Origin of the sequence: Halostagnicola sp. A-GB9-2, assembly GCF_030068615.1 — an archaeon.
Taxonomy (GTDB): Archaea; Halobacteriota; Halobacteria; order Halobacteriales; family Natrialbaceae; genus Halostagnicola.
This window is the reverse complement of record NZ_JASJOC010000013.1, coordinates 40,199-59,227: the sequence shown is the minus strand read 5'-3', so window position 1 is coordinate 59,227 and position 19,029 is coordinate 40,199. Positions and strand designations below refer to the sequence as shown.

Annotated in this window: 12 protein-coding genes and 2 pseudogenes; 12 read left to right on the top strand and 2 right to left on the bottom strand. The window is 51.5% G+C overall.

Features of this window, described 5'->3' with window-relative positions:
* Positions 1-248: 248 nt before the first annotated feature.
* Complete coding sequence (locus tag QNM96_RS19975) at positions 249-1,235, bottom strand: DUF58 domain-containing protein (RefSeq protein WP_283838601.1); 987 nt, start codon at positions 1,233-1,235, stop codon at positions 249-251.
* Positions 1,236-1,948: 713 nt separating this feature from the next.
* On the opposite strand from QNM96_RS19975, the gene QNM96_RS19970 reads away from it, so the two are divergent.
* The 9 genes and pseudogenes from QNM96_RS19970 to QNM96_RS19930 all read left to right on the top strand — a co-directional run.
* Positions 1,949-4,069: a hypothetical protein gene (locus QNM96_RS19970; RefSeq protein WP_283838566.1), complete on the top strand. Its 2,121-nt coding sequence runs from the start codon at positions 1,949-1,951 to the stop codon at positions 4,067-4,069.
* A gap of 65 nt (positions 4,070-4,134) precedes the next feature.
* Positions 4,135-5,256, top strand: a complete 1,122-nt coding sequence (locus QNM96_RS19965) for a DUF1616 domain-containing protein (protein WP_283838565.1) — start codon at positions 4,135-4,137, stop codon at positions 5,254-5,256.
* Between the two features lie 438 nt (positions 5,257-5,694).
* Positions 5,695-6,331 (top strand): annotated as a pseudogene (locus QNM96_RS19960) (IS1595 family transposase); the annotation flags it as partial.
* 61 nt (positions 6,332-6,392) lie between these two features.
* A complete protein-coding gene (locus tag QNM96_RS19955) occupies positions 6,393-7,469 on the top strand; it encodes an amidohydrolase family protein (protein WP_283838564.1) in 1,077 nt (358 codons plus the stop codon).
* Positions 7,466-7,837 carry an iron-sulfur cluster assembly protein gene (locus tag QNM96_RS19950; protein WP_283838563.1) on the top strand — a complete coding sequence of 124 codons (372 nt, stop codon included), beginning with the start codon at positions 7,466-7,468 and terminating at the stop codon, positions 7,835-7,837. Before QNM96_RS19955 ends, QNM96_RS19950 begins: the two co-directional genes overlap by 4 nt.
* 674 nt (positions 7,838-8,511) lie before the next feature.
* On the top strand, positions 8,512-9,315 hold the full coding sequence (locus QNM96_RS19945) for an ABC transporter ATP-binding protein (protein WP_283838562.1): 804 nt from the start codon (positions 8,512-8,514) through the stop codon (positions 9,313-9,315).
* A 242-nt stretch (positions 9,316-9,557) separates the two neighbouring features.
* Entirely contained in the window at positions 9,558-10,532 is a 975-nt protein-coding gene (locus QNM96_RS19940; protein WP_345782551.1) for an FtsX-like permease family protein, read from the top strand.
* Positions 10,529-11,767, top strand: a complete 1,239-nt coding sequence (locus QNM96_RS19935; RefSeq protein ID WP_283838560.1) for an ABC transporter permease — start codon at positions 10,529-10,531, stop codon at positions 11,765-11,767. Before QNM96_RS19940 ends, QNM96_RS19935 begins: the two co-directional genes overlap by 4 nt.
* Positions 11,768-12,022: 255 nt before the next feature.
* Positions 12,023-12,184, top strand: a pseudogene (locus QNM96_RS19930) (RNA-guided endonuclease TnpB family protein); the annotation flags it as partial.
* Between the two features lie 317 nt (positions 12,185-12,501).
* Here QNM96_RS19930 and QNM96_RS19925 read toward each other — a convergent pair.
* Positions 12,502-14,427: a PKD domain-containing protein gene (locus QNM96_RS19925; protein WP_283838559.1), complete on the bottom strand. Its 1,926-nt coding sequence runs from the start codon at positions 14,425-14,427 to the stop codon at positions 12,502-12,504.
* Positions 14,428-14,642: 215 nt separating this feature from the next.
* On the opposite strand from QNM96_RS19925, the gene QNM96_RS19920 reads away from it, so the two are divergent.
* From QNM96_RS19920 to glmS, 3 genes are all read left to right on the top strand, one after another.
* Positions 14,643-15,785: a hypothetical protein gene (locus QNM96_RS19920; RefSeq protein WP_283838558.1), complete on the top strand. Its 1,143-nt coding sequence runs from the start codon at positions 14,643-14,645 to the stop codon at positions 15,783-15,785.
* A gap of 115 nt (positions 15,786-15,900) precedes the next feature.
* Positions 15,901-17,082 (top strand): sugar phosphate nucleotidyltransferase, encoded by a 1,182-nt coding sequence (locus QNM96_RS19915; protein ID WP_283838557.1) that lies wholly within the window; start codon positions 15,901-15,903, stop codon positions 17,080-17,082.
* Positions 17,082-18,878, top strand: coding sequence for a glutamine--fructose-6-phosphate transaminase (isomerizing) (glmS, locus tag QNM96_RS19910; protein WP_283838556.1), 1,797 nt, complete (start codon positions 17,082-17,084; stop codon positions 18,876-18,878). Before QNM96_RS19915 ends, glmS begins: the two co-directional genes overlap by 1 nt.
* Positions 18,879-19,029: the final 151 nt, after the last annotated feature.

Below are 19,029 nucleotides of genomic sequence, written 5' to 3'. Positions count from 1 at the left end.
GAGTGCGATTCCGTGAGGGAATATAACGATAAGGAGGAGATGGCCGACAGCAAATGCAAACGGGTTGCCAACCTTGTACCAGACAAGAGCTGTTACGAGTCCAGCGAGACCTCCGACAACCCCGCCAGTCATTCCGAAAGCGAGAATAAGTAATAAATACGCAAGCAACTCTGGCAAGTATTCTCGTTTTGTTTCTGCGGTTAGGAGCGTAGACTCGAGACGTGGTGTCTCCGGGATCCCTACTGTTGTCATTTATCGGCACCTCCAGCAGTAAGCACAGATGTCAATCGGTCTCCGGGGCCAATTTCGAAGGCAGAAACGCCGTCAAGTTGATCGATATTGCGCCGAAGCGTCTCAAACGATAGGTAGGTGTCGTATGCGCTCTCTGCATCGACGAGCGCTCCAGATTCGAAGAGTATCGTTGGTGCCAACAGGACTAGTACAGTGTTCCCATTCGCCCGAAGTAGTCGAACAATTGTCTTCAATTCTGTTGGATTCGAATCATCTGTACAGAGTACTGTGAGGGCGTTCCCCCATCGGTCGTTCAAGATCGATTCGACAGCGCTCGAGAAAGGATCATTCCGTATTCGGGTACTATAGACTGTTTGATTTTCGTAAAACGGCTTGAGCTGGTCCGTGAATCGGCTGTTATCAGTACCGAGCTTCTCGAGTGCATTCGTTGGGTTCGTTCTACTATGACTGTGTTGTCGATGTACGTCTCTTTGTGTATCGCTTGATTCCTTTGGTGTAGCCGCTTGTGGCCCGTATTGGGTTTGGCCCGTTTGAGCGTTGGTAGGAGAGAGCGTGGGTTCAAGCTCAAGGAGTTGACGACGGATTGTAGTATACGTCCCGGACCCACTGGTCGGTCGAATTCGGCTCGTAATACCTTCATCACCGATTGTGAGTTGTCCCAGCGGATCTCCGAGTTGGCGAGTACTTGCTGCAATCGACATCGCTGCTTCTCTGAGATAATCGAGTTTTGTTTCGCCTGCTGGTCCCATTGCCAGGTGGCTTCGTTGATCCAAAACAAGGACTGTCGGCCGATCCGTCTCTGTCTCGTACGTTCTCACATGTGGTGTTGCCAATCGAGCAGTCGCCTTCCAGTCAATCTTCTCTGCGGTGTCACCTGGAACGTATTCACGAAGTTCTGCGGGTTCCAGACCAGACCCTGTTCGTCCTGTTTCGTGTTCACCCTGGACCAGTGGAACACGCGTTCCACCGACACCGACATGCATGTTCCGTGGACTTCGTGGTTCGACCGTCACAGCAGGTGTTGTTCCCATCGATACGGTTTCTTCAAAGAGGCCATCCGAGGCGGTCAACTGTGGCTCTCGGAATTGGTGGGTTCCAGCAACCGCCCATTCAGCTGATGCGGTCTGTGTCTGCTCTGTTGTGCCTGGTCCGATTGCCAACTCGAGTAACTGGGTTATCGACGCAGCAGGTGGAATACCTGCTTCCAAATGGAGCTGTAACGGGCTTGGTTCTTCGAGTGTTGCCCTGAACGTAACAATCGACGAGTCCTCCGTTCGAAGATTTGTTAGTGATGGTGTTTGGCTGACTGATAGTGAGTCAACCACTTTGGAGAGTTCCCGTACGAATAGGTACTGCCTGGTGAGTATCCAGACGCTGATCATTACCGCCCCGGCGAGTAACACGGGTCTGGCAAAAATGAGAGCGAGGACGGCAAGACCGACTGCAAGAACACAAATCATCCATAGCCGATGCGTCAAACGCATATACAACAGACTCTTCGGTCACATGTTGAAGCTATTGGTACCGGTTTGTGTGCCTTCTCTCTTTGTTACAGTTGGGAGGGTGTCATGTGTATAGTCTAAATCTCGAGTGTCGGCTTCCTCTGGCCTCAAGAGTCGGCACATCCGCCTCGATCGCCTGTGAAACGAAACTCTTGAGAAGATACTTTTTTGGTTAGTGCCACAAACCTGAACTTGTGAGTACTGTTTCCCGCAGAGCCGTTATCTGCGCACTGTTATTGCTCAGTCTCTCTCTTTGCGTCGCTGTTAGCGTGACTGGAGTTTCTGCAACCGAGCCAGACGGAAGCTTTTCGATTGCTAATAGTGGGGCAGAAACCAATGAAACCGTTCCTCACCAAAACCCTGATGAGTACGATGCTGATGCTGATTCAGATACCACCGAATCCTGGCTCGAGGATCAACTTGGTGACCGCCTTGAGGACAGTAGCGTCGCACTTTCCGAGGGACAGTATGATCTGGCCCGAGATCTTCTTGGGGAAGAGTATTCTGAACGATTCGATCAGTATGTCGAAGTCTCTGGCGATACCGGACAACCTGATTCGGATGAGGACGAAACGAACACGACTGCGGAACTCCTCGAGGAAACGGGCCAAGAGCAACAGCGTTACGCTGACCTCCTTGAGGAATACAACGAAACGCTCGAGGAGTACGAACAGGCCGTTCAAGCGGGTGAAGAGGATCGAGCGCGCGATCTTGCTCGAGAGTTGAACGAACTTGCTGATGAAATCAATTCCTCGAGTGATGAACTCGATCGGTTTTATGAACACATCTCTGTGTCCACTGAGCGAGATTTCACCGAAACGCGGAATTCTATTACTGAAGAGAATACTGCCACACAGGAAACTCAATCACGCATCCGGCAAACAGAGTTTATCCAGACCACCCTCCATCTCGAGCCTGATTCACAGTCAGCATCTTTCACTGATCCGTTACCAGTCTCTGGCGAGATCGAAACGGCTGATGGGACCGCACTCGAGAACGAAGACGTCCAGTTCGAAGTAGAAGGTAAAACGATCTCAACGGAAACGGACGATAACGGTTTTGTTGAGTTTAGCTATCGTCCAACGATGATACCTCTTTCATCGGATTCAATACTAATTGAGTACGTTCCTGATAACCAATCAACGTACCTCGGTAGTGAAACTGATCTCAACGTAACATTTGAACAGACTGACCCTTGGATAACTTTAGAGGGACCGCCTGAAGCATTAGAATACGGGGATGAGAGAACTGTCGAGGGCGAGTTCAGTGCTGGCGGGCATCCCATCAACGATGTTCCGATTGGAATCACTCTTGGTGAGGAGCAGCGTGCGGAAGCGATCGTAGACAACGGGTCGTTCTCGTCTTCAGTACGTATTCCAGCAGATATTGAAGCCGGTGAGCAATCGATTAGTGCTGTGTTTCCGTATGAGGACCGCGCAATTGGGGCGACTGAAGCAAATACCTCTGTGACGATTGTGGAGACAGATACTGAACTTTCCGTTGAGCCAACGCTCGAGGAAGCCAACGACGGAACAGAACAACTAGCAGTTAGCGGGACATTTGAGACGACCGATGGTGATGGGATCGCTACCGAATCGATTATGATCGAAGTCAAAGGAATGACTGCTAAAACGGTCCCAACCGACGAAGATGGGTCCTTTTCCACGTTGATAGATCTCCCATCAGATTCAGCTGACGAACTCGAGATCAGTGCACGCTATGATGGGGCTGGCTCAAACTTCGCTCCTGCAACAGCAGAACAGACACTTGTGATTTCAGATGGATCCGCCTTTTTTGGATCGAATACCGTTCTATGGATCGGAATTGGCGGTGGTATCGCTCTTCTTGCTGTAATTGGCCTTGGATTGTGGTATCGGAAGCGTCAGGCAGGGACTGAGCAACCGGGCTCTGATATGTCGGACGGAAGTGTTGACAAGGAGCCACCGACGGAAGCCGAATTACCTGTAGCGCCTCTTCTCGAAACGGCTGGAAGCCAACTCTCGAATGGCCGCCAAGATACCGCAGTCAGAAATGCATACACGGCTGTTCGAAACACGTATTCAATGGACCAGCCAGAACAAGGTCGTTCATTCACACATTGGGAATTCTACAACTGGTATGAGACTCATTTTACGGGTGAATCACGAACTGGCACCCAACTCCGAACACTAACCGAAACATATGAACAGGCAGCGTTTACGCCACAGCATGTTTCACCGTCTGAAGCGGAAGACGCCTTCGAGGCGGCTAGTGCGCTCTGTGGCGTCGAGGAACCAGGTCAGGTGGCTCGCCTGCCGTCTGCGAGTGCCGGCTAACGGAGAACAGCTTGCCAATGCTTAATCGACCGACTTTTGTTGCCCTCATGTAGAATTAGAAGTGAATGGCCGACCGACAATCGTTGTGGTTGTACTTTCCACAACCGCTTCGAGAACTCCCAGCGGATCTAGCAGCACTCGTTCTTGGATCTGTATTCGTAAATATAGCCGTCTTTGCTCCAGTATTGCGTGATACGCCGCTTCGGATTCCACTTGGGCTTGCTTTTGTGTTGTTTATTCCAGGATATGCATTCATTGCAGCGCTGTTTCCCGAAGCTGGTGAATCCCCTCACGCTGAGACTATCACCCAGGATGATGATGCCGAGCTAGAAACTGGCTGGATGGAATCGGAGGGAGAATCCGATACAACGTCGTCGGATTCTTCTGCGGGGAACTCGGCACTCACACCATCGGATCGCTCTGGAATCGATGGTATTGAGCGCGTTGCTCTCTCATTTGGATTGAGCATCGCGATCGTTCCGTTGCTTGGACTTGTGTTGAATTTCACCCCATGGGGGATTCGATTGGTCCCAATTATGATCACAGTGACTGGGTTCACAGTCCTCGTGACTGCAATTGCGGCAGTTCGCCGCTGGAGACTCCCTGAAAAAGAGCGATTCAATGTCCCATACCGTGAGTGGTATCGAACGGCGAAATCAGAAGTATTCGAACCAGAAACACGATTCGATGGCGTTCTGAACGTTCTGCTGGCTCTCTCGGTCGTCCTGGCACTTGGTACGGTTACATTCGCTATCGTGGTCCCGCCACAGGGTGAGCAGTTTTCTGCAGTCTATATCCTGACCGAAGATGATGACGGTGACCTCGTGGCTTCAGACTATCCAACGGAGTTCGTTCACGGAGAAAGTCAGGAACTCGTTGTAGGTATTGATAATGATGAACACGAAACGATGGACTACACAATCGTTGCCCTCGAGCAAACGGCTGAAATCGAAGGCAATGAGACCGTTATTACAGAAGAACGTGAACTGGATCGAATTGAAACCACGATCGATCATAATGAATCCTATCACCATGAGTATGATCTCGAGCCGACGATAACGGGTGACGATGTTCGGATTCTCTGGCTGATGTTTCCCGAGGACGATGTTCCATCGGATCCGTCAACTGATGATACAGAGTATCATGCCCATCTGTGGGTCACGGTTGAGGAAGAAGCGGAATCTTGAGTTACGTGTAGAGCAGGCGTAAAGCCTCGCCGTTCACAGCGTTCACTGAGAGCAAGCTCTCGTGCAGCCCATCAGAAATCGTTGATTTCTGAGGACGGGGATACGAGCCGCCGGATGATGCCCCAAACCACATTGATTTTCCTAAACGGATGTTTTAAGTAGTCTATTGCTGTAATAATAGTAACCGAGGCGGTCTACCCGCCTACGCAATCGGATAGTATCGGATTCCCTATGTCTACACGGAAGACACTCTCTCCCGTGTCAAAAGTAGGGTGCGACAACACAGGTATCTCCGAATCCTCACACCGAGGATAGGAGTAACAGCTGATTGGCACAGCCAGTAGTTGTTCACCGAGGGCGACTACAAACCGTAACCATCCCAACCCAGCGGCGCGGTGTCGTGGGAATCCTCGCGCTTCAGCGCGGGGAGGATGTCAAGCATTTCGCTTGTTTAACACGAGTCTCCGTCAACTTCAACTTGAAATCGATTGCAGTACACTACCAGCGCGTCGAGCGTCTTCGTGAAGCGCTCGACGCGCCTTCGCTCACCCTCGTTGGCCCGGTCGAGATCGACGGAATCTACGTCTCTGCGGAGATGAAAGGCCGCGAGCGCGACCGGCTGTCGCGCTCGCGTGGCTTCTCTACGCGCAGACGAGGATCGTACAACCAGGACAAACCGCCGGTGTTCACGATCGTCAATCGTGGCGCCGGCAATCGGTGTGTGATCCCTGCGCAATCTGCGGATGAATCGACGATTCGGATCCTTCTCGCAAACCGCGAGATGGTGTCACTGACCGGCTAAACTGACGAATTTCGTGTTTGCGATCCACTCAACGAGGACAACGCATTCGACCATGAATACGTCGTCCACGGTGACAGCGAATACGCGGACGAGGATGTCCACATCAACACCTACGAGAGCCACGGACCGCTGCTACGACCGTGGCTCTCACCACATCGAGACATCTCGAAGGATTCATTCACACAGTAACTCCAACCCCTCGAGCTTCGACGAGAATTACTGCGGAAACCGGGGAAAGAAACGCTCAAACACGCCATCAAAACTACGCTGTGAGATCAACAAAGTGCTACACAAGGCCATAAGGTTTACATTGGTCGATCGGTCCCCTATGTGCATGGTAACTCTTGACGATGTGTTTGTCGTCGACGCCGTTTCCCACGCGTACAACCAGGCTGAATCGAACTTCCGTGTTCCAAGGTACGCCGAACAGGTCGCAGACATCGGGGTCGGACTTGAGGATGCGATGCCCGACAGATACAAACGGACGCCGGAGACGTTTTTGAGCGACTGGCCCGTCGAATACACCGAAGACGTGCTCTTCCGGGAGAGCCAGACCGACTTTTCGGTGTTTCATCCGCAGTCGATTACGGTCTTTCACGACGGGTTGACGTCCCTCGAGAAAGCACAGGCGTTCCTCGAGCGCAACCCGACACGGAGTGCTGCGCTGGGAAGCATCGACGCGGTCGGACTCGAGGACCCGCAAGGTGAACTGACCCGACAGGTCGAGGCGTTCGATCCCCACGGCGTGAAAGTCTACCCCTCCTACTGGGAGGAAAGCGGGACACATCACGGGTTCAAGATGGACGACCCTGAAGTGGCGTTTCCGCTGTGGGAACACGTCGCCGACCTCGGGCTTGATGTCGTCGCCGTCCACAAGGCGATGCCGTTCGGCGCGGTTCCGATGGACTCCTATGAAGTCGGCGACGTCGAGGAGGCCGCGGCGAGCTTCCCCGATCTGACCTTCGAGATCGTCCACGGCGGCCTGACGTTCGCTCGAGAAACCGGCTGGCAGATTGCACGGTTCCCGAACGTCTACGTCAATCTGGAGTTGACGCTCGCGGAGGCGGTGACGACACCGAAGACGTTCGCAGAGACGATGCAGGATCTCCTGTATGCCGGCGGCAAACGTGCGATCGACAAGATCATTTGGGGAACCGGTGCGCCGCACTTCCACCCACAGTTGTTGCTCAAACGGTTCTGGGAATTTGACTTCCCTGAAATGGAAAGCCTGAGCGGAAGCTTCACCATCACCCAGGCAGACAAACGAAAGATCCTCGGCGAGAACTTCGCGGACGCACACGGATTCGATCTCGACGAACTCGAGGCCCAAACAGTTGACGACGAGTACAGCGACGCCGAGCTCGTCGAGGAGCCGTGGTCGACGACCGGGTTCGAGGTGGTTTCCTCATGACAACGGTTGAGGCCGTCCGGGAGTCGCTTCGAGAGATCGTCGATCCGTGTAGCGCTGCGACCGGCTCGAACCTCGATATCGTCGAGATGGGGCTAGTGAAATCCATCGATGTCTCTGAGAACCACGTGCACGTTTCGATGCGGCTGACGACACCAGCGTGTCATATGGTCCCGTATTTTTTTGAGGAAGTCGAAGGACGAGTCGGTGCGCTTGCAGGAGTCGAGTCGGTCGAACTCGAGACCGATGGCGGGTTCGAGTGGTCCGAGGAGATGCTCTCCGACACGGCAAAACAGAAGCGACAGACGGTGTTGGACGAACAGGAAGCCCGATATCGCGAAGAACGCCTTACAGCGGGGGGTGACGACTAGGGGTCTCGAAAAAGCCATCCCCTTTCGAGACGGACGAGATACGGAAAAGATGACTGTCTACTGTGAACTTATCACTATCTATGGGGCTGGATAGCGATAATCGGTCCACTGTCGTCTGTTCTACCGCACTCGAGACAAGAGCTAATCTATCAATAGGTGTTCGTCGAGGTCGATCGACGATTGACTCCGATGGTGAGCGTCAGCTGGTAGTCGTTAGGTTGCTCTGTGACTTCGATCATTTCGTCGTATTCTTAATGAGTTTAACCAACTCCGGACGTGGCAATGGGTTCCCAGTTGCCAGTAACCGTAGCTTCAAATCGACCAAAAGTAAAACGCTCTTGTGTAGCACATTGTTGATCGTGAGCTCTCTTGTGATTCTGTGGTGAACGGAACAGTTCGAGAACTTGCACTTCAGCGGTTCTGACGGCCAGCTACTCAGTGAGGTCTGCAACTGGAGGCTGTATCAACAATCTCCTACGGAAGCGCGCAACCAAACTGTTCGAGGACTTTGAGAGAATAAAAATGGAAACAGGGCTGTTCATGAACCTAAGCGTGAAATGAACGGCAAAGAACCACAGGATAGCGGGTATGTGGCCCTTTCTATGACACGCTCTACTCAACCCAAAAGTCATAAAATCGAGACTATTATTTAGATGTAGCCCAGTCTGTCTATAATGACCGTACAGCCCTCTCCCGCTTCTTCTACTGGTGAGTCAACGGATACAACTCCGATGATCGTCGGGAGAAACCTGCAAAAGGAATACAAACGCGGTTCTGAACCGGGACGGATTGGGCGACTTCTCGGCCGCTCTGATCCACCGGCAGTTCGTGCCCTCGATGAGGTCTCGATTTCAGTAGCAAACGGTGAGATTGTTGGTCTTGCTGGCCCCAGTGGGAGTGGAAAATCGACGTTGCTTCATATCTTAGCTGGTCTTGAACTTCCGACGGAAGGAACAGTGACGTTCCAAGAGACAGCTCTGAATTCGCTTTCGCGACGAGAGCGAACACGTCACAGATTGGAGCATGTTGGTGTTATCTTTCAGCACTTCCATTTGCTAAAGTCACTGTCAGCGCGAGCAAATGTCGCGTTGCCACTCGTTGAGCTTGGTGTTTCAAAATCTGAACGCCGACAGCGTGCTACAGCGTTGCTTGAGCGTGTTGGACTTGAAGACCGAATTACCCATCGACCAGGTGAATTGAGTGGGGGCGAACAACAGCGAGTCGCTATCGCACGTGCACTCGTCACAGATCCGAAACTTGTCGTTGCTGATGAACCAACAGGCGAACTTGATTCAGAAACCGGAAAACGAGTCCTGAACGAGTTCAGACGAGTCGCTGAGGACCGGGCTGTTATCCTCGCTTCACATGATCGCCCGACGCTTCGTATCGCAGATCGAGTTGTTCGGCTTCAAGACGGGACAATCTCCGATCAAGAGACAGAATTCGAATCAACTTCGATACACACTCAAGGAGAATGACTCTTCGGAGTCTCTTCGTTAAGTGGGGTGGAATAGCGTCAATCGGTATTCGACGTACGTTATCACGAGCGACACGAACCTCACGTCAACGAGTGCTATTTAGCATCCTTGGGGTTGCTGTCGCGATTACATTGTTGGTCGTCGTCACCGGGATTGGGATTGGATTAGCGACTGGAACCACAGTCTACGATGACGATATCGATTACTGGATCACGCCCGAGCAAGGAGGTGATCGGTCGCCGATGATCGCGACAGATGGTCCTCGATTTGGTTCTGTCCACGACGGGGCAACCCAAATTGAACAAACAGACGGCGTCGACGCCACCACACCGGTATTATCTGACGTTCTCCGCATTGAAGCGGATGGTGAAGATGAGTACGTCTTGGTAGTCGGCGTTATTAACAATCCGGGGATTGATGATGTCGCCGGTGTCAATGGAAGTCAGTTAACTCCTGGGGACCCGTACTACGATGCTGGCACATACGACGGCGACTGGACCGGCGAAGTCGTACTATCTGAAGGTGCAGCTAATTTACTCGAGGTCTCAGTTGATGACTCAGTATCGGTTGCGGGAAATGAGTCCTTCGCTGTCACAGAAACAGCCGAGACATCGGGTGATTCGATTGGAAACGTTCCAACAGCCGTTGTTCAACTGAGCGAACTGCAGACCCTAACCGGCGCAGACACGGATGATCAGGCTGATCAGTTTGTCGTCAAAACCGATTCGCCAGCTGTTCAAGACGATCTCGAGGCTATTTATCCACAGTCCGAAGTATTATCTCGTGGGGAGATGACAGCGAGTGAAACGGTTGATGCAGATCTTCCACTAGCGCTGTCAGGGACCGCATTTATCGTCGCAATTTCTATCGGGACGCTATTTGTTGTCACAACGACTGGCCTCGAAATTGTCGCGGATCGACGCCAGCTAGCGACGATGTCTGCAATCGGAATCTCGTCTCGAAGTCAAATCCAATTAGTGGGTGTTCAGACCATTGTCACGACTGTTCTGGGAGGCATTATTGGTGGTCTTAGTGGACTTGCCAGCATTTGGCTTGTAAACACTATTGCAGTCAGGGTACTCACAACGGAACCAATCGCCTTTGCCCACCCGTTGTTCATCGTGTATGGAGTCGTCGTTGCGCTGATTATTGGGGTGCTGTCATTGCCAGCTCTTCTGTTCATTGCTCGTCGGATTACTGGAGGTGTTCCAACATGAGTCTAATTGGTGGGTTGGTGACGCGATTGCGAGTTTCAGGTGGACTGGCCTTCTCTCAGTTACGTCATCATAAGCTCCGACTGTCGCTGGCAATCATTGGTGTTGCACTCGCTGTGCTCGCTACAACGTTACTTGCTGGAGCTGGTATCGGCGTTATCGACATCGGCGAACAACAGTTTGATTCTGCAGATCGGGATCTCTGGGTAACGGGTGGCGAGACCCAAATAACGACACGGGGCGGTGGTGGATTCGAAAACTCGCTATACGATTCACGATCAGTCTCTGAGGAAATGGAAACCCATGAGGAAGTCCGACATGCGATCCCCCTTGCCTTTGAAACTGTGTATGTGGCTGCTGACGAAACTGGCGATTTTGAGACATTTATCGGGAGTGGCGTTCGTGGGGGCGGTCCAGCAGTAAGTGTGACAGAGGGTGAGCAATTCGGTGGCGATCCGCATTATGCAAACGGGACGTACGAGGGCGAGATGAGCCACGAGATTCTCATTGATGAAGAGACCGCTCGAGCACTTGATATTGATATTGGAGATACTGTTCATGTTGGCGGGTCATTGAGTATGGCGCGAGACAACGAGTTCACCGTCGTCGGAATCTCCCCGACGTTCGAACAAATGTTGGGAACGCCGACGGTGACGATGCCGTTAAGTGAGCTTCATCAGGTTACTTCGACCACCGAAAATGAACCTGCAACGTTCATCACGATCACTCTTGAAGATGGTGCCTCACAGGAGGCTGTCCAATCGGATCTTCAAGACTCGTTCCCTGAATACGACATCCGATCGGATGATGAACAACTCGAGGCGGTGCTCCAAGAGCAGGTTCTTGTGCTTGCGGCTGGTGGCGCACTTGTCGTGCTTGCTGCCGTTTCTGGTGGCGCACTGACGCTGAATTTACTTGCGCTTGTCGTGTATCAACAACGGCGGGAGTTTGCTGCACTCAAGGCACAGGGAATCTCTTCAGTGATTCTTGTCGCGACAGTCGTTGGACAGGGATTGATGATTGGAATTCTCGGTGGGCTATTGGGGCTTGCCCTAACCCCGCTAGGGGTAACATTCCTGAACGAACTTGCGGCGTTTGTCGTCGGCTTTGAAGGGCTCGTACAGACATCACCCCAAATCTACTTCTGGGGAATTACGATCGCAGTCTGTATTGGCACCATCGCTGCAGCAGTGGCTGGCTGGCGTGTCGGTCGAACACCGCCACTCGAGCACCTTTGAACCGGTCTCACGAAAACAGTTGGTTTGTGTATATCGAGTACCTCAGGGACTCTTCGGGGAGGTTTTGTTTATTTTCTGTGGCAAAAACGCGAATGAACGCCGTAGCAACGTGCCCCCCACATTTTGAACATTCTGGCATAGTGATAGTTACCGCTGGTTTGTAAATGAATTATCTTCAGTGTACTGGTGAAGCGTACCAACATAGTCACCATGTGGCGATCTTCGATGGAGAGCAACTGCTCTGAGGTCTGTTGGAACAGAGACGCAAATGCGGCGTGGAACGTCCTTTCTCGCGGACTCACCAAACTAGGAGTGGGTCACTCCGAAGTTACGCCTGTGGAGACTGCGCTCCCTGCGGGAACTGTGGTTGTTCCTGCAAAACGCGTCTTGGAAGCAGGAAGCCCCTGCCTTAAGGAGCCGCCAACGGCGGCGAGTAGCAGGGGTAGTTCACTAGTTGGCATCCCAACAGCATGGCAGTGGTCGGTGGCCAACAGTTGTCGTCGGCTACGGGCCGCAGTCAACCGGCCCCGAAGTCAGGGATGCCGATCTGTGAACGCCGAGAGTCCCTCGGTACGACGCAGTGAGTCCACTTGACAAGCCACGGGCCATCGTGCCCATGGCAGTTGACCGAGGAGCATATAGACTCGAGTATCGTCGACCGTGAGAAGAATGTCGCGTCCGGAGAGACCTACGACCTCCACGGAGAAAACTACGCCTTCAGAGTATGGATGATGTCATTCTTTGTAGCGAGCCCCAATCAACGCAATCGAGAGGAGTGCGGCGAGTGCCGAAACTGCACCGAATCCAGGCGTGCCATCATCGTCGTCGTCCTCAGCTTCTTCAACGGTGACTGTCGCCGTTGTGGAGTCCGTTTCTCCAGCATCGTTGGTCACTGTTAGGCTGACAGTGTATTCGACAGCTTCGTCAAAGCTGGTCGTCATTTCTTCACCGTCATGGGTTTCTCCCTGAACATCCCATTCGTAGTCCGTAATCTCTCCTTCTGGTGTGGATGAGTCAGCCGCAGAGAGGGTGACATCTTCACCGACTTCGGCTGGATCTGGGTCAACATCGATTGCTGCCGTTGGAACCGGTGGCTCAGGTTCTTCTTCTGCTTCAACAGTAAACGTCGTCGACGCTGAATCTGTTTCACCCTCGTCACTCGTGACGGTGAGTTCAACAGAGTAGTCACCGGCTTCCTTGAAGCTCGAGATGACCTCTTCTCCGCTGTGGGTTTCGCCGTTAATTTCCCACTCGTAGTCAGTGATCTCGCCCTCAGAAATCGAAGATCCTGAAGCCGAGAACGTAACCTCCTCACTGACTTCTGCTGTCTTTGGCGTGATGTCTATCGAGGCTTCAGGCTCTGCTGGATCTGACGGTGCCCATCCACCGCCTCCACCTCCACCGCTACTTGAATCGTCTTCTTCTTCGATTGTGATTGTTCCTTCATTGGTTATGAGTTCTTCGTTGTCCTCATCAGCAGCGAGGTGAATCCACTGGTATTCGCCTTCGTCCCAGTCCTCGAGTGTTTCAACTTCGATAGACACTGTGCCATCATCAGAATCGTTTTCCTGTACCGTTGCAGAGGCGTTCAGAATGTTCTCTCCTGACTCGATTTGGTCATCGTCGAAATCAACCCTGTCTGCGGTAAGGCCAAGTACTGACTCTATATCCGTTAGCCCACTAACATCTCCTGTATCTTGTGAGAACCCAAAGAGGTCAACATCCTCTTCAAGATTTGCTTCTCCATCAACTGCACCGAGTGATGTCTCCACTATGATATCCTCATTGGAAAAGTCACTATCTAGTTCTTCGGTTAGTTTGATTTCAGTTTCTTGTTCGAGGAACGTATCCTCATGATAGAGTGCGATTCCATGCCCAACGTTTTCTGAATTAGCATTAATATTGTCTGCCTCGAATTCGATGGTTTCACCTGGCTCTATCGAGGACGGAGTTTCAACTTCTGAAGATTCATCTTGTACGATGAAGCTTTCGAAACCAATAATTGTTGACTCTCCCTCAATGACAAGATTATCATCCTTGACTTTGACTCCTTCACCGTTGTCTTCGGTCGAAACCATGGCAACATACTGGCCAGAATCATCTGCCTCTGGATCGATGTCAGTGAGCTCTCCATCTTCAGGAAGCTCAGTTTCTTCCTCGACCATGTCGAATTCAATATTCTTATTCAACTCAGAAAGACTGTCACTATCTAATGCCATCATTGCATCAAGATTATTGATAGAAGCATCTGAGTCGAGTTTTCCAATAATAATATTCACTTCTTCCCCACTATATTCATCAATCCCAGGACCATATGAATCTGCAAGATTAAGCTTCACCTCTCCTTTGTCAAATACGCCAACTGCGTCACGTTCTGCAGGTCCTGTTCCATAGGTCTGATCTGTCAGATAGATATCATGAAGTTCAATAGTATTTTCGGCATTATCGAGATCTGCACGAAGTGAAAGTGGGGAGGCTGCCCACAGAGAAACATCTTCAGAGATTTTGAATTCATCACCCTCACTATTTGATTGTGCGTCTACGTTCTGCAATTTAATTTCCTCTGTTTGCCCTGATGGGGATGCTGCACCAACCACACCCGCCATTGGTGCGAGTATCATAAGAGCGGCAATACCCACTATAGCTGCTGTTTTAGCCATGATAGCTTGACTATCTTCAACACAGTTATTTCTTTCTCTTTATTGAAAAGACATCTCTAACTCGCTCAACCTTCTATACCCCTTTAGTGGCAATATTCACTATACAATATGGTCTTCATCGCTTCAAATCCGGTACGTTAACGTATCCGTATTATCATCACATTTAGCATGGACCCTTACTTTCAAAACCAAAGTGACATTCAGTGGCTTGACCCATGATTGGGATCCTTCAAAATTATCGATCAAAGATCAAAGTAAGTCTATTAATCGGGATAGTACTATGCGCGCTTTTGTGTGGCGTTACGCTGAGTAGTGCTGACAAAGACCCTGGAATATCTACCACATCTGTAACTGAAACACCAACACAGTACGTAACTATTGAAGATACAGAATATAGAATCTCATCCCTGACTGAAATCAAACGCGGCCAAAGCTTATCTGCTAATGTCATGGTTAATGATGGAGCTGGTTTTGATGTTTTCCTCCTGAATACTGATGAAATGTCTGAAGCGACTGAACCAGGCACTGGATCAAGTGAAGTAGTTTTTGATACTGAAACTCTTGAACCTGGTTCATACATGTTAGGATTATATATTGACCAAGGCTATGTTGATTTTCAACCGGTCGTTATTAGTGGGTATGATATCTCAGTTGAATCACCAACTACAATTGAAGCGGACGAAGATTCTATTATGATCAAGACTACAGTGACAGAAACGGAACTCGAGGAGTCCCCGGATAATGTTGAGGTAGCAGTATGGAACGACGAGACAGCACTCAGAGAAGATGCCTCACACGTTGAGGGCGACACATACGAGGCGACTATCTCTGGAAGTACTTTCGAAGAAGGAGAATCATATAACGTGTATGCGGTCGCGCAAGGAGATGATGAGATCGATGGTGAGGATGAATCCGAACTGCTCGCTGTGAGCGAAGGTGGGGAGTTTGACGTTGTCGCCCCTAGTGAGGAGGAGGACAATGGGATGAATGGCGGAGCTGGAAACGGTGACGGTCAGGATGATGACAATGACGACACCGGTGAACAGAACGGAGAAAACGGTGATTCGAACTCCTCAGTAGACGACTCTGAGAACGGTTCGGGTGACGAAACGAACGATAACGGGAACGAGTCTGGGGATGATAGCGGCGACTCTTCTGGAACAGATTCTAACTCGAGTGATGACACTGATAACGGAGACGATGACTCACAAAGCGGCACGATACACCCCAATGAAAGCGATGACGATGCTGGTGGGGAAAACGATGCTGAGGATTCGTCGCCGTTGTTAATCGTTCCAGTGGTTGCTATCACTGCACTTCTCATTACACTGGTCGCTAGACTGTCCGAGTCCCAGTAATAGCGGTTCACCTCGTCGTCTGCCTACTCACAACCATCGTGTTCACTGGCATACAAAGCTCTCATCCCGAAAACATTAATGTGACTGACTGTCCCGTTTTGTGTAGGTAAGAACCGTGACTATAGATTCTGCTATCGTTCTCGCGGCAGGGGAAGGACGCCGACTCCGCCCGCTAACGAAAAATCGGCCAAAGCCCATGCTACCTGCTGCTCGAAAACCGATTCTCGAGCACGTCTTTGATGCATTGATTGATGCGGGTGTAACTGATCTCTCGGTTGTCGTTGGATACCAACGGAATCGTGTTCAGTCACATTTTGGCCCAACGTATCGAAACGTTCCGATCACCTACGTGGTTCAAGACAAGCAGTTAGGCAGTGGTCATGCCCTCGAGTGTGCTGAACCTGCCAATCCTGAACCAGTCCTTGTCGTGTATGGCGATCAGCTCATCGACCAGAAACTTGTTTTCGATGTCTTGCACGAACACCAGGCGGGAACAGCGACAGCAACGCTCGGTGTCGTTCGAGAGGCTGATGTCAGGGACTACGGTGGAGTGTTACTGGCTGAAGACCATGCTGTCCGTGATATTGTCGAGAATCCAGCCGACGATCGAAATTATGCCCTCAACGCGGGCGTGTACGCGTTTGAACCTGCTATGTTCGATACTGTTCGAACGACAGACCGGCGATCTGGCGAACTGTCGCTTGTTGATGCGCTGTCGAACCTCCTCGAGGAAGAGGCCTCCATTCGTGGCGTTGCCTCGAACGGAACTTGGATCGACGCCACGTATCCGTGGGATCTTCTGGAAATCGCAACGGATCTCCTTGCGGATGCGTCAAGTACTCAGCCGGATATTTCGCCTGAATCGACTATCCACGAGTCGGCAACGATCAACGAACCCGTTCTTGTAAGTCAGGACTGTGTTATCGGGCCTGGTGCTGTCGTCGGTCCGAACGTTAGTTTAGGCGAGAATGTGACCATCGGTTCGAACACGACCGTCGAACAGTCGGTCATTGATACCGACACTCGTATTGAATCTGGCTGCACGGTACTCGATTGTGTTACTGGCCACGGTACATACATTGGACCGGGAACGACTGTCGTCGGCGGCCCAGGAGATGTCGAAATTGACGGCCAAATCCATCACAACGAACGCCTTGGTGCAGTACTCGCTGATCGCGTCCACGACAAAGGTGGTGTGACTTACAGACCAGGAACGATTGTTGGCACCGATGTAGTAATCCACGCTGGCTCTACAGTCGGTGGAACAGTCGAGGACGATTCGGAGGTGTACGGCTAATGTGTGGCATCGTCGGGTATGTCGGAACTGATCAGGGTGCAACCGATGTCCTTCTTGAGGGGCTTTCCCAGCTCGAGTATCGGGGATATGATTCGGCAGGTGTTGCACTTGCAGATCCGTCGATTGAGGTGCACAAGAAAGCCGGTGAACTCTCTTCACTCGAGTCGGCACTGCCAGAATCACAGCTCGGCGATGAGCCAGCTGGCATCGGACACACACGCTGGAGTACTCACGGGGCACCGTCTGATGCGAACGCACATCCCCATACCGATGAATTAGAACGTGTTGCCGTTGTCCACAATGGGATAATTGGAAACTACCAGGAGCTCCGGGATGAACTTACCACAGCCGGTATCGAATTCGATAGCGAGACTGATACGGAAGTGATTCCGCATCTGATCGGATCGTTCCTCGAGCAGGGGCAAACCAATGCTGAAGCATTTCGGAGCGCGATTGATCGTGTCGAAGGGAGTTACGCAATCGCAGCTGTGTTTGAGGGAGATGAGACAGTGTATGCTGCCAGAAATGAGTCTCCACTCGTATTGGGTCTCGGGGAGAACGGATACTACCTTGCCAGCGATGTTCCCGCGTTCATCGAGTATACTGACCGTGTAATCTATCTTGATGACGGTGAGTTCGCTCGGTTAACTCCCGATCGAGTCGTCGTGACTGATGATACTGGGGACGTCGTCGACACGACGATCGAAACTATCGCTTGGGATTCCGAGGAGACGGGCAAGAGTGGCTATGACCACTACATGCTCAAAGAGATCCATGAGCAACCAACTGCACTTCGACAATGTCTCCGCGGTCGTCTCGAGGAATTATCTGGTGGCGTCTCTCTCGAGAACATTGATGAAATGGACTGGAATCCGCCGATTCGACTGGTTGCCTGTGGAACGTCATATCATGCAGCTGCCTTCGCTGCTCGATTGTTCCGTGACTGGGGTGTCCCCGCACAAGCGTTTTTAGCGAGTGAGTTCACCGCAACTGAGATTCCCCTTAGCGCAGACAGCCTCGTCGTTGGTGTAACACAAAGTGGGGAAACCGCAGATACGATGCGAGCACTTCGGGAGGCAAACCGGGCTGGTTCGACGACGCTTGCAGTTACTAACGTTGTCGGAAGCTCTGCGGCGAGGACGTGTGATGAGGTACTCTATATTAGAGCAGGGCCTGAGATCGGCGTTGCGGCGACGAAAACCTTTGCGAGCCAGCAGGTTGCACTTATGTTGCTCGCCGCGGAACTGAGCAATCATCGATCCCGAGAACTCATCCGTGAACTACGAACGGTTCCAGATCAGGTACAGGCGGTGCTCGATAATTCTCGTGCAAAGGAGATTGCAACCGAGTACCGAAACGCGGACGCCTACTTCTTTATCGGACGGAAGCACCACCGTCCTGTCGCGCTCGAAGGCGCACTCAAGATGAAGGAGATTACCTACAAGCACGCAGAAGGCTTTGCGGCTGGTGAGTTGAAACATGGACCGTTAGCACTTGTTTCAGAGAAGACGCCTGTGTTCGCTGTAGTCACAGGCGATGGACCGATTGCCGAAAAGACAATTGGGAATGTCAAAGAAGTCGAAGCGCGTGACACGCCAGTTATTGCTGTTACCGATGGGGTCTCTGATGTCGGCCGGTATGCTGACCATGTTCTTGAGGTGCCTCCGTCGACGGGAATTACGTCTGCAATTACGGCGAATGTCCAACTGCAACTTGTTTCGTATTGGGTGGCGAACGAACTCGGCCGATCGATCGACAAGCCACGTCATCTCGCGAAGAGTGTTACTGTCGAGTGAATTTGTAACTAACTCTCTTGGGTGTAGCCTATTGATTATATTCGCAACATGATGTTTGGAATATTCGCCAATCTGGTGGAGCCATGGAAGAAAAATAACCTTTGGGTATTTCTATGTCGGCCATAAAACATTTGTTGCCAGCATCAATTAA